Origin of the sequence: Burkholderia sp. FERM BP-3421, from assembly GCF_028657905.1 — a bacterium.
Lineage (GTDB): Bacteria > Pseudomonadota > Gammaproteobacteria > Burkholderiales > Burkholderiaceae > Burkholderia.
The window spans coordinates 3,502,683-3,514,915 of the sequence record NZ_CP117782.1 but is presented as its reverse complement, the minus strand read 5'-3'; the positions used below and the strand labels follow the sequence as shown (position 1 = coordinate 3,514,915).

Genomic DNA, 12,233 nt, shown 5'->3' with positions numbered 1-12,233 from the left:
ATCATGGTCCGCGACCCTGCGCGAACCGGCCCGCGTTGTACACACCGCGCACGCCGGAGCGTCGCCCGGCGAACCCGGAAAAGGCGGCCCACCCAGATCTCGCGCCCGGCCATCCCCCGCTGCGGGCATGCTGCCACCAACGCGTCATCCGAGCCAGTCAGACCTGCGTCAAATCCGGGCGCCTTCCAAGCCCGCATGTCGCGCCGTATCGGCTACCATGCGGACCGGGCGCGCCGCCGTCGCGCCCGCCTATACCAAGACATACCAAGAACCGAGAGAGACCATGCCCGTATCCGCTTCGCGCGCGACCCGCATCGCGCGGCTCGCGGCCACGCTGCTCATCGCGTGCGCCACCCTCGCGCCTCACCCCGCCTTCGCGTACCGCGCCCCGTCCGGCTACGACAACGAAGCCGACCTCGACCGCCACGACACCTACCGGAACAGCGACGGCGAAACCGTGCACGCCCCGGCCCATTCGAAATCGGGCCGCGTTCCCGAGGGCGCGAGCGCGCGCTGCCGTGACGGCACCTATAGCTTCAGCCGCCATCGGCGCGGCACCTGTTCGGGGCACGGCGGCGTCGCCGCTTGGCTCTAGACCGGCTCGCGGCGCCCCGGCGGAGCGCCCGCCGACGGGCACGGGAACCGGTCGCGGCTTGGAACCCTCCCTCACGCGCGCAAGCGGCGGCCGGATCGACGCGCCGCTCGCGCACCGGACGCCCGACCGCGCACGGATCGCGTCCCATCCCGCGCGACACGCCGCCGCGACGCCCGCCCCCCGCACCCCAGCGGCGGCCTGCGCCGAAGTACAATAGCCGCTCGCGCCGCCGACCAGGCGGCGATCCCGCCGCACGACCTGCGGCGCTCTCCGAACCGAATCACCCGACGCTGCGCCGCGATCCTGCTGCGCGGCGATCGCAACTTTTGAGTTTCACACGCACATGGCCCAATACGTTTTCACGATGAACCGGGTCGGCAAGATCGTGCCGCCCAAGCGTCAGATCCTGAAGGACATCTCCCTGTCGTTCTTCCCCGGCGCGAAGATCGGCGTGCTCGGCCTCAACGGCTCGGGCAAGTCGACGCTGATCCGCATCATGGCGGGTGTCGACAAGGACATCGAAGGCGAAGCAACGCCGATGCCGAACCTGAACATCGGCTACCTGCCACAGGAGCCGCAGCTCGACCCGACCAAGACCGTGCGCGAAGCGGTCGAGGACGGCCTCGGCGACCTGTTCCAGGCGAACAAGAAACTCGAGGAAATCTACGCGGCCTACGCGGAGCCGGATGCCGACTTCGACGCGCTCGCGGCCGAGCAGGCGAAGTACGAGGCAATTCTCGCGTCGAGCGACGGCGGCAGCCCCGAGCAGCAGCTCGAAGTCGCGGCCGACGCGCTGCGCCTGCCGGCGTGGGACGCGAAGATCGAGCACCTGTCGGGCGGCGAGAAGCGCCGCGTCGCGCTGTGCAAGCTGCTGCTGGAAAAGCCCGACATGCTGCTGCTCGACGAACCGACCAACCACCTCGACGCCGAATCGGTCGACTGGCTCGAACAGTTCCTCACGCGCTTCCCGGGCACGGTCGTCGCGGTCACCCACGATCGCTACTTCCTCGACAACGCCGCCGAGTGGATTCTCGAACTCGACCGCGGCCACGGCATTCCGTGGAAGGGCAACTACAGCAGCTGGCTCGACCAGAAGGAAGACCGCCTGAAGCAGGAAGAGGCCTCCGAGTCGGCGCGCCAGAAGGCGATCAAGAAGGAGCTGGAGTGGGTGCGCCAGAACCCGAAGGGCCGTCAGGCGAAGTCGAAGGCGCGGATCGCGCGCTTCGAGGAACTGAACAGCCAGGAATACCAGAAGCGCAACGAGACACAGGAAATCTTCATCCCGGTCGGCGAGCGGCTCGGCAACGAGGTCATCGAGTTCAAGAACGTCAGCAAGGCGTACGGCGACCGGCTCTTGATCGACAACCTGAACTTCAAGATCCCGCCGGGCGCGATCGTCGGCATCATCGGGCCGAACGGCGCGGGCAAGTCGACGCTGTTCCGCATGCTGACGGGCAAGGAGCAGCCGGATTCGGGCGAGATCGTCCAGGGCCCGACGGTGAAGATCGCCTACGTCGACCAGAGCCGCGACGCGCTCGACGGCTCGAAGACGGTGTTCGAGGAAATCTCGGGCGGCGCCGACGTGCTGACGGTCGGCAAGTACGAAACGCCGTCGCGCGCCTACATCGGCCGCTTCAACTTCAAGGGCGGCGACCAGCAGAAGGTGGTCGGCAACCTGTCGGGCGGCGAGCGCGGCCGGCTGCACCTCGCGAAAACGCTGATCGCGGGCGGCAACGTGCTGCTGCTCGATGAGCCGTCGAACGATCTCGACGTCGAGACGCTGCGCGCGCTCGAAGACGCGCTGCTGGAGTTCGCGGGCTCCGTGCTCGTGATCTCGCACGATCGCTGGTTCCTCGACCGCATCGCGACGCATATCCTCGCGTTCGAAGGCGATTCGCAGGCGGTGTTCTTCGACGGCAACTACCAGGAGTACGAAGCCGACAAGCGTGCGCGCCTCGGCGAGGAAGGCGCGAAGCCCAAGCGCCTGCGCTACAAGCCGATCAGCCGCTGAACGCGGCGCGCGCCGCCGCCGGTCCGGCCGGCGTGGCGCGTGGCGACATCATGAAAAAAGCGACCCTCGGGTCGCTTTTTTCATGCCCGGCGGCACACACGCCGCCGCACCGGCTTCATTCAGGCGAGCGCGCCCAACTCGCGCAGGCGCGCCGCCGTCACGGCCGCATCGGTATGGTGGATACCGTGCCAGCCCAGCGCGGTGGCGGCTGCCGCGTTGTGCGGGTTGTCGTCGATGAACACCAGCTCGTGCGACGCGATGCCCGGCAGGTGCGCCTCGATGCGCGCGTGCATCTCGCGGTAGATCGCCGGATCCGGCTTCACGAGTTTCACGCGCCCCGACACCACGATGTCCTTGAAGCGGCGCAGCACCGGGAAATGCTCCCACGCGTACGGGAAAGTCTCGGCCGACCAGTTGGTGAGCCCGAACAGCGGCATCCCGCCCGCGTCGAGCCGGTCGACGAGCGCCTCCCCCGCCGTCAGCACGCCGCCGATCATCTCGTGCCAGCGGGCATAGAACGCGCGGATCAGCGCCTCGTGCTCGGGGTGTTTCGCGACCAGTTCGGCCGTGCCTTCCGCGATGCTTTGCCCGCCGTCCTGGCGGACCACCCAGTCCATCGCGCACACGTTGGCGAGAAACCAGCCGCGCTCGGCGTCGTCGGGAATCAGCTGCTTGTACAGGTACTCGGGGCTCCAGTCGATCAGCACCCCGCCGAAATCGAACACGACTGCCTTGATGCTCATGCGAACTCCGTGGCGAGCACGTCGGCGAGCGGACGCGGCGTGACCGGATTGCCCGACAGCATGCTGTTCTTCCAGGTGAAATTGTGATGCGCGACCACCTGCGCCGCATTCAGCACCGGCCGGTCGTTGGTCGTGTGCAGGTCCGCAACGACGGTCGTGCGGTAGCCGAGCAGCGCCGCGCGGCGCGCGGTCGAGTCGACGCAGAACTCGGTCGCGTAGCCGCACAGCACCAGGCCGTCGACGCCGTGCCGGTCCAGTTCGGCGGCGAGCGGCGTGTCGTGGAACGCGTCGCCGACGGTCTTGCGCACCGACCAGTCGTCGTCCCGGCGCTCGAGCCCCGCATGCAGCTCCCAGCCCGGCGTGCCGGGCACGATGTCGTCGTCCGCGTCGCCGTCGTGCTGCACGAAGCACACCGGCGCGCCGGCCGCGCGCGCGGCCGCCGTCAGGCGGTTGATCCCCGCCACCACCTCATCCACCCGGTGCGCAGGGTTGGCGCCCTGCAGCAGCCCGCGCTGCATGTCGATCACGATCACCGCATTCTTGTTGCTCATGTTCGTCCCCGCAAGATGAATTGTCGCGCGTCGCCTCAGATCGGCCGGGTGCGCGCGTCGAGCCATGCCTTCGCGTCGCCCGACAGATGACGGCCGACCCGCTCGCGCACCGTCGCGTGATACGCGTTGAGCCAGGCGCGCTCGTCGTCGTGCAGCAGCGCGGGCAGCACGCAGCGCGTGTCGATCGGGCACAGCGTCAGCGTCTCGAATTCGAGGAAGTCGCCGAATTCGGTCCGCTCGGCCGGGCGGTTCACGACGAGGTTCTCGATCCGCACGCCCCACTTGCCCGGCCGGTACACGCCCGGCTCGACCGACGTGATCATGCCTTCCTCCATCGCCGTGTAAGGCTCGGCCGCCGCGTAGTGGGAAATCACCTGCGGCCCTTCGTGCACGTTCAGGAAATAGCCGACGCCGTGACCGGTGCCGTGGCCGTAGTCGAGGCCCGCCGCCCACATCGGCGCGCGCGCGATCGCATCGAGCATCGGCGACCGGATGCCGCGCGGGAAGCGCGCGCGCGACAGCGCCATCATCGCCTTCAGCACGATCGTGAAATCGCGGCGGTGCGCATCGGTGACCGTGCCGACCGGCACGACCCGCGTGATGTCGGTCGTGCCGCTCAGGTACTGGCCGCCCGAATCGATCAGCAGCAGGCCGTCACCCGCGATCGCCGCGTGCGCGGCGGGGGTCGCGTGATAGTGCGGCATCGCGCCGTTCGCGTTGAAGCCCGCGATCGTCGCGAAGCTCAGCGACACATAGCCGGGCCGCCGCGCGCGCGCCGCGGTCAGCTTCTCGTCGATCGTCACCTCGGTGATCGCCTCGCGGTTCACCGCCTGCTCGAACCAGGCGAAGAATTCCGCGAGCGCCGCGCCGTCCTGCTCCATCGTCGCGCGCACATGCCCGATCTCGGCCGGCGTCTTGCGCGATTTCGCGAAGGTCGACGGATTCACCGCCTCGACCACCCGCACCGATTCCGGCACCGCCTGCAGCGAACCGAAGGTCACGCGACGCGGATCGATCAGGAGCGCGCCGCCCGTCGGCAGCGCGGCGAGCGCCGCGCCCGCCGCCGCATACGGCCGCACCGCGACGCCGTCCTGCGCGAGCGATGCCGCCAGCGCGGCCGGCACCTTGCCGTCGGCGACGAACAGCGTCGCGCGCTCGAGGCCGATCAGCGCATGCGCGACGAACACCGGGTTGTAGTTGACGTCGGCGCCGCGCAGGTTGAAGAGCCACGCGAGATCGTCGAGCGTCGACACGAAATGCCACTGCGCGCCCTGCTCCTGCATCGCGCGGCGCACCTGCGCGAGCTTGCCCGCGCGGGTCGTGTCGGCCTGCGGCGCGACATGCTCGAACACCGCGTCGACCGGCAGCGCCGGACGCTGCGGCCAGATCGTGTCGAGCAGGTCGAGATCGGTGCGCAGCACGATGCCGCGCGCGGTCAGCGCGCCCTTCAACGCGCGCGCGGCCGCCACGCCGAGCACCGCGCCGTCGACGCCGACCGTCGCGCCGGCGCTCACGTGCTGCGCGAGCCATTCGACATGGGGCTGGCTCTGCTGGCCCGCCATCATCTTCATCAGCTGGATGCCGGTGCCGGCCAGCTCGGCCTCGGCCTGCACCCAATAGCGGCTGTCAACCCACAAACCTGCGAAGTCGGCGGTCACGACCAGCGTGCCGACGGAGCCGGTGAAACCCGACAGCCAGCGCCGCGCCTGCCAGCGCTCGGGCAGGTATTCGGACAGATGGGGATCGGCGGACGGCACCAGATAGGCGGCCAGATCCTCGCGCGCCATCGCGCCGCGCAGCAAGGCGAGGCGCGCGGGCACGGACGAGGTTTCGGGGAGTCGGGCATTCATGATTGTTCACCTGAGAGCATTCAGCGACGGGCCGACAACCCCGCCGTCACGGCAACGGCAAGCAACGCGACGCCGGCGCACACCGGCCATTCGAGCGTCTCCCCGTCGTAAAAGAATCCCGAGACATTGCCGGCCATCTTGGCCGCGGCGGCGGCCAGTACGCCGACCGCGGCGGCGCGCCACAGCGGCGCGCGACGGGCCCGGCGCGACGGATGCAGCCATCCGCCCAGCAGACCCACGGCAATCCCCAGGACAACGATTCCAAGCCAGTTCATTCAGCGCCCTCTTTTCGCTTCTATTTTCAGATTAGTCCCATAGGCGCGAACGACTCACGCAGCTAGCATCGGCCTTTCTTATTCAAAAATCAGCAGGCTCGCCGCGCAGCGGTTGAGTTTAGGGTCCGGCATGACGTAAGGCAAGGGCACCCTGGTATTACCCTGCTGACACCACGCCCATGCGAATAGCCCTGATAGATCCCGATGTGCGCCATGCGGAATTCGTAAACCGGCTGCTGTTCGCCGGGGGCCATTTGTGCCACACGTTCCCCACCAGCGCGCGCTTTCTCGATTGGCTCGAACGCGAAACCTGCGATCTCATCATCGCCGCGAGCTGGGCCGGCGACCAGCCCGCCGAGGAGGTGGTCCCGCTCGCACGGGCGCTGCTGCCCGGCGTGCCGGTGATGGTCGCGATGACAGCGCCGCGCGAGAGCGAGATCGTCACCTGCCTGCAGGCCGGCGCGGACGACTGCATCCAGAAGCCCCTGCGCGGCCCCGAGCTGCTCGCCCGCGTCAACGCGCTCATGCGCCGCGCCGGCGTGCAGCGCCCGCCGAACCGCACCCGCGACACCTTCGGCGAGTACTCGTTCGACTCGGCCTACAGCATCGTGCGCTTCGGCTCCGAAGCCGTGCCGCTGACCCCGAAGGAATTCCGCTTCGCGCTGCTGCTGTTCGCGAACACGTCGCGGCCGGTGTCGCGCGTACACATCATGGAGTCGGTCTGGGAGAAACGCCGCGGCATGAACTCCCGCACGCTGGACACCCACGCCTCCCGGCTGCGCAACAAGCTGCGCCTGCACCCGGAACGCGGCTACCGGCTCACCCCGCTCTACGGCTATGGCTACCAGCTCGACACCATTCCGCTTGATCCGCCCCCCAAACCCTGAAAGCCAAACTGTCGCGGTCTCGATGCGAATCGCGTCGAAAGGCTATAATGCGAGGCTAAACGATAGCCTCTGATATGCAGCTCCTCACGATCGGAATCAATCACCACACTGCGCCTGTCGCCTTGCGCGAACGCGTGGCGTTTCCGCTCGAGCAGCTCAAGCCTGCATTGGCGACGTTCAAGAATATCTTCCTCGGCCGGGCCGCGCCCAACGCGCCGGAAGCCGCGATCCTGTCGACCTGCAACCGCACCGAGCTCTACTGCGCGACCGACGACCGCGCGGCGCGGGAGGCCGCGGTGCGCTGGCTGTCCGAATACCATCGGATCCCGGCCGCCGAACTCGCCCCGCACGTCTACGCGCTGCCGCAATCCGAGGCGGTGCGTCACGCCTTCCGCGTCGCCTCCGGCCTCGACTCGATGGTGCTCGGCGAAACCCAGATCCTCGGCCAGATGAAGGATGCGGTCCGCACCGCGACCGAGGCCGGCGCGCTCGGCACCTACCTGAACCAGCTGTTCCAGCGCACCTTCGCGGTCGCCAAGGAAGTGCGTGGCACCACCGAAATCGGCGCGCAGTCGGTGTCGATGGCCGCCGCCGCGGTTCGCCTCGCGCAGCGGATCTTCGAAAAAGTGTCGGATCAGCGCGTGCTGTTCATCGGCGCGGGCGAGATGATCGAGCTGTGCGCGACCCATTTCGCCGCGCAGGGTCCGCGCGAGCTGGTGGTCGCGAACCGCACCGCGGAACGCGGCGCGCAGCTCGCGGAGCGCTTCGGCGGCCGCGCGATGCCGCTCGCCGATCTGACCACGCGGATGCACGAGTTCGACATCATCGTGTCCTGCACGGCGTCGACGCTGCCGATCATCGGCCTCGGCGCCGCCGAGCGCGCGGTGAAGGCGCGCCGCCACCGGCCGATCTTCATGGTCGATCTCGCGGTGCCACGCGACATCGAGCCCGAAGTCGGCAAGCTCAAGGACGTGTTCCTGTACACCGTCGACGACCTCGGCGCGATCGTCCGCGAGGGCAATGCGTCGCGGCAGGCCGCGGTCGCGCAGGCCGAGACCATCATCGAGACGCGCGTGCAGAACTTCATGCAGTGGCTCGATTCGCGCAGCATCGTGCCGGTGATCCGCCACATGCACGCACAGGCGGACACGCTGCGCCGCGCCGAGGTCGAGCGCGCGCAGAAGATGCTCGCGCGCGGCGACGATCCGGCCGCCGTGCTCGACGCGCTGTCGCAGGCGCTCACCAACAAGCTGATTCACGGCCCGACGACCGCGCTCAACCGCGCGAACGGCGCCGACCGCGATTCGTTGATCGAGCTGATGCGCGGGTTTTACCAGCACGGGCCCCGCTCGTCCGATTCCTCGGATCATTAGCGGCCGTCCTGCCCCGCCAGCCGTCCGGCCGGCCGTTTCCACCTCCGATTCCACGCTCCGGGAGCCCCGCTCCACACCATGAAAACGAGCATGCAAAGCAAGCTCGACCAGCTCTCAAGCCGGCTGGCCGAACTGAACGACCTGCTGAGCCGCGAAAACGTCACCGCGGATCTCGACCAATATCGCAAGCTGACCCGCGAACATGCGGAGATCGGCCCCGTGGTCGAACACTACGCGCAATGGCGGCACGCGCGCAACGACGAACAGGCCGCGGAGGAGTTGCTCGGCGACGCGTCGATGCGCGATTTCGCCGAGGACGAGATCCGCGCGTCGCGCGACCGGATGGCGCAGCTCGAGATCGATCTGCAGACGATGCTGCTGCCGAAGGACCCGAATGACGAGCGCAACATCTTCGTCGAAATTCGCGCGGGCGCGGGCGGCGACGAATCGGCGCTGTTCGCGGGCGACCTGCTGCGGATGTACCTGCGCCACGCGGAACGGAAGCGCTGGCAGGTCGAGATGATGTCCGAGAGCGCATCGGACCTGGGCGGCTACAAGGAAGTGATCGTGCGGATCGCCGGCCAGGGCGCGTATTCGCGGCTCAAGTTCGAATCGGGCGGCCATCGCGTGCAGCGCGTGCCCGCCACCGAAACCCAGGGCCGCATCCACACCTCCGCCTGCACGGTCGCGGTGATGCCCGAGGCCGACGAGATCGGCGAGATCGAGATCAACCCCGCCGACCTGCGCATCGACACCTTCCGCGCCTCCGGCGCGGGCGGCCAGCACATCAACAAGACCGACTCGGCGGTGCGCGTCACCCACCTGCCGACCGGGATCGTCGTCGAGTGCCAGGACGACCGCTCGCAGCACAAGAACAAGGACCGCGCGCTCAAGGTGCTCGCCGCGCGGATCAAGGACAAGCAGTATCACGAGCAGCACGCCAAGGAAGCCGCCACGCGCAAGAGCCTGATCGGTTCCGGCGACCGCTCGGAGCGGATCCGCACCTACAACTTCCCGCAGGGGCGGATGACCGACCACCGGATCAACCTGACGCTGTACAAGCTGGAAGCGATCATGGACGGCGATCTCGACGAACTGATCGCGACGCTCGTCAGCGAGCATCAGGCCGAACTGCTCGCGTCGCTCGGCGACGCCGACTGACCCGCCCGCGATGCACGCCACGCCCGCCACCGCCGCCGAACTGCTGCGCGCGTCATCGCTCGACGCGGTCGACGCGCGAATCCTGCTCGCCCACGCGCTCGGCTGGACCCGCACCCAGTTGATCACGCGCGCGGACGCCCCGCTCGACGCCGCCGCGATCGCGCGCTACCTCGCGCTCGAGGCGCGCCGCGCGGCCGGCGAGCCGGTCGCGCAACTGGTCGGCACGCGCGAATTCTTCGGCCTCGAATTCGAGGTCACGCCCGCGGTGCTGATCCCGCGGCCGGAAACCGAGCTGCTGGTCGAAACCGCGCTCGACGCGCTCGACGGCATCGCCGCGCCGTGCGTGCTCGACCTCGGCACCGGCAGCGGCGCGATCGCGATCGCGATCGCCGCCGAACGGCCGGACGCGCGCATCTGGGCGCTCGACCAGTCCGAAGACGCGCTCGACGTCGCGCAGCGCAACGCACGCAGGCTGCTCGCCGCGAACCGGCCGGGCGGCGCGCCGCACTGGCTGCGCAGCGACTGGTACGAGGCGCTCGATCCGGCGCTGCGCTTCGAGGCGATCGTCAGCAATCCGCCCTACATCGCGCGGCACGATCCGCACCTCGACCAGGGCGACCTGCGCTTCGAACCGCGCGGCGCGCTCACGGACGAGGCCGACGGCCTGAGCGCGATCCGCGCGATCGCGGCCGGCGCGGCCGCCTTCCTCGCGCCGGGCGGCGCGCTGTGGATCGAGCACGGCTACGATCAGGCGGAGGCCGTACGCGCGCTGCTCGCCGACGCCGGCTTCGAGGCGGTCGAATCGCTCACCGACCTCGCCGCGATCGAGCGGGCCACGGGCGGCCGCCGCCCCGGCTGACGCGCGCCCGGCGTCGGCCGGCCGCGGTGAAATCCAGTATCATTCCGCATCTATTGCCCCGCATTTCAAGGTCAGTCATGGACACCCAACAACGCATCAAGCAAATCGTCGACGAAAATCAGGTCGTGCTCTTCATGAAGGGCAACGCGCAATTCCCGATGTGCGGCTTCTCGGGCCGCGCCGTGCAGGTCCTGAAGGCCTGCGGCGTCGACCAGTTCAAGACGGTCAACGTCCTCGAGGACGAGGAAATCCGCCAGGGCATCAAGGAATTCTCGAACTGGCCGACCATCCCGCAGCTGTACGTGAAGGGCGAGTTCGTCGGCGGCTCGGACATCATGATGGAGATGTACCAGTCCGGCGAACTGCAGCAGCTGTTCGCGTCGGCCTGACCCCCTCGCCGTGAATGGACGCGGCGCGGCCCCGCGCCGGCTGATCGTCGCGATCACCGGCGCGACGGGCGCGATCTACGGCCTGCGCGTGCTCGATCTGCTGCGCGCGGCGGGCGGCGTCGAGACGCACCTGCTCGTGTCCGCGGCCGGCTGGCTCAACATCCAGCACGAGCTGCAACTGTCGAAGGACGCCGTGCACGCGCGCGCCGACGTCGTGCATTCGGTGCGCGACGTCGGCGCGACCATCGCGTCGGGCTCGTTCGCGACCGAGGGCATGATCGTCGCGCCCTGCTCCATGAAAACCCTCGCGAGCATCGCGCACGGCCTGTCCGACAACCTGATCGCGCGCGCTGCGGACGTCACGCTCAAGGAGCGTCGCCGCCTCGTGCTGATGGTGCGCGAAACGCCGTTCAACCTCGCGCATCTGCGCAACATGACCGCCGTGACCGAGATGGGCGGCGTGATCTTCCCCCCCTTGCCCGCGTTCTACGCGATGCCGAAGACGATCGACGAACTGGTCGACCACACGGCGGCCCGCGTCCTCGACTTGTTCCCGCTCGACGCGCGCCTCACCACGCCGTGGTCCGGGCTGAACGAAAACGGTTGAACGCCGGCCCCCGGCCGCGCAGCGATTAACAACCAGAAGGATTCAATCAAATCCTCTTTCCGCATTTATCCATGCGGAATCCGCCTCTATAGTGGTCGGCAGAACCTGCTTCCCGGAGCCCCGCATGACCCGCCTTCCCGCTGTCTACCTGTCGCACGGCGCGCCCACGCTGCCGCTCGACCCCGCCCTGCCGTCCGCCGCATTCACCCGGCTCGGCGCCGAGCTGCCGCGCCCGCGCGCGGTGCTGATCCTGTCCGCGCACTGGGGCACCCGGCAGCCGGTCGCGAGCACCGCCGAGCATCCGGACACGATCCACGATTTCCACGGCTTCCCGGCCCCGCTGTATGCGCTGCGCTATCCCGCGCCGGGCGCGCCCGAGCTGGCGCGGCGCGCGGCCGGGCTGCTCGGCGAGGCCGGCATCGAGACGGCCACGCAAGCGCATGGCCTCGACCACGGCGCATGGGTGCCGATGCTGCTGATGTTCCCTGACGCCGACATCCCGGTCGCCCAGTTGTCGATCCAGCCGCTCGCCGACCCGGGCCACCACTTCCGCGTCGGCCGTGCGCTGCGGCCGCTGCGCGACGAAGGCGTGATGGTGATCGGCTCGGGCCAGATCACGCACAACCTGCGCGCCGCCGATTTCGGCGCGGCGCCCGCCGACGCCGACCCGCGCGTCGCGGTCTTCACGGACTGGTTCGAGTCCCGCCTCGCCGCGCGCGACCTCGACGCGCTGCTCGACTACCGCCGCCAGGCGCCGCATGCGGCGCTCATGCACCCGACCGACGAGCATCTGCTACCGGTGTTCGCCGCGCTCGGCGCGGCCGACGACGACTATCAGCTCGGCATCCAATCGCTCGGCACCTATCAGCGGATGCTCGCGATGACGAACTACGTGTTCGGCTCCGCTCGCGCCTGAGCCGCGCGCGGCCATC

13 protein-coding genes are annotated in these 12,233 nt (G+C 69.1%); 9 read left to right on the top strand and 4 right to left on the bottom strand.

Annotation, left to right across the window (positions count from 1 at the left end; translation table 11 throughout):
• Positions 1-283: 283 nt before the first annotated feature.
• Both Bsp3421_RS32050 and ettA read left to right on the top strand, forming a co-directional pair.
• Positions 284-595, top strand: coding sequence for a DUF3761 domain-containing protein (locus Bsp3421_RS32050; RefSeq protein WP_274000959.1), 312 nt, complete (start codon positions 284-286; stop codon positions 593-595).
• A 343-nt stretch (positions 596-938) separates the two neighbouring features.
• Positions 939-2,606: an energy-dependent translational throttle protein EttA gene (gene ettA, locus Bsp3421_RS32045; RefSeq protein ID WP_274000957.1), complete on the top strand. Its 1,668-nt coding sequence runs from the start codon at positions 939-941 to the stop codon at positions 2,604-2,606.
• A 119-nt stretch (positions 2,607-2,725) separates the two neighbouring features.
• Here the strand turns inward: ettA and Bsp3421_RS32040 are convergent, their stop codons facing one another.
• From Bsp3421_RS32040 to Bsp3421_RS32025, 4 genes are read right to left on the bottom strand one after another with little or no spacing between them, the layout of a single operon-like run.
• On the bottom strand, positions 2,726-3,349 hold the full coding sequence (locus tag Bsp3421_RS32040; RefSeq protein ID WP_274000955.1) for an HAD family hydrolase: 624 nt from the start codon (positions 3,347-3,349) through the stop codon (positions 2,726-2,728).
• Positions 3,346-3,900 (bottom strand): cysteine hydrolase family protein, encoded by a 555-nt coding sequence (locus Bsp3421_RS32035; protein WP_274000953.1) that lies wholly within the window; start codon positions 3,898-3,900, stop codon positions 3,346-3,348. The genes Bsp3421_RS32040 and Bsp3421_RS32035 overlap by 4 nt, the downstream gene beginning before the upstream one ends.
• A 35-nt stretch (positions 3,901-3,935) precedes the next feature.
• The gene (locus Bsp3421_RS32030; protein WP_274000951.1) at positions 3,936-5,750 is read right to left on the bottom strand and encodes an aminopeptidase P family protein; all 1,815 of its coding nucleotides are present in this window, start codon (positions 5,748-5,750) and stop codon (positions 3,936-3,938) included.
• Between the two features lie 20 nt (positions 5,751-5,770).
• Positions 5,771-6,025, bottom strand: coding sequence for a hypothetical protein (locus Bsp3421_RS32025; protein ID WP_252985990.1), 255 nt, complete (start codon positions 6,023-6,025; stop codon positions 5,771-5,773).
• Positions 6,026-6,204: 179 nt separating this feature from the next.
• Here Bsp3421_RS32025 and Bsp3421_RS32020 point away from each other — a divergent pair, with 179 nt between their 5' ends.
• From Bsp3421_RS32020 to Bsp3421_RS31990, 7 genes are all read left to right on the top strand, one after another.
• Positions 6,205-6,912: a response regulator transcription factor gene (locus tag Bsp3421_RS32020; protein WP_274000949.1), complete on the top strand. Its 708-nt coding sequence runs from the start codon at positions 6,205-6,207 to the stop codon at positions 6,910-6,912.
• A gap of 74 nt (positions 6,913-6,986) precedes the next feature.
• Positions 6,987-8,285 (top strand): glutamyl-tRNA reductase, encoded by a 1,299-nt coding sequence (gene hemA, locus Bsp3421_RS32015; protein WP_274000947.1) that lies wholly within the window; start codon positions 6,987-6,989, stop codon positions 8,283-8,285.
• A gap of 78 nt (positions 8,286-8,363) precedes the next feature.
• Positions 8,364-9,446, top strand: coding sequence for a peptide chain release factor 1 (gene prfA / locus Bsp3421_RS32010; protein ID WP_274000945.1), 1,083 nt, complete (start codon positions 8,364-8,366; stop codon positions 9,444-9,446).
• Positions 9,447-9,456: 10 nt separating this feature from the next.
• A complete protein-coding gene (prmC, locus tag Bsp3421_RS32005; RefSeq protein WP_274000944.1) occupies positions 9,457-10,305 on the top strand; it encodes a peptide chain release factor N(5)-glutamine methyltransferase in 849 nt (282 codons plus the stop codon).
• Between the two features lie 77 nt (positions 10,306-10,382).
• Positions 10,383-10,694, top strand: coding sequence for a Grx4 family monothiol glutaredoxin (gene grxD / locus Bsp3421_RS32000; protein ID WP_252985995.1), 312 nt, complete (start codon positions 10,383-10,385; stop codon positions 10,692-10,694).
• A 10-nt stretch (positions 10,695-10,704) separates the two neighbouring features.
• A complete protein-coding gene (locus Bsp3421_RS31995; RefSeq protein ID WP_274000942.1) occupies positions 10,705-11,301 on the top strand; it encodes a UbiX family flavin prenyltransferase in 597 nt (198 codons plus the stop codon).
• Positions 11,302-11,425: 124 nt separating this feature from the next.
• Positions 11,426-12,217, top strand: coding sequence for a DODA-type extradiol aromatic ring-opening family dioxygenase (locus Bsp3421_RS31990; protein ID WP_274000941.1), 792 nt, complete (start codon positions 11,426-11,428; stop codon positions 12,215-12,217).
• Positions 12,218-12,233: the final 16 nt, after the last annotated feature.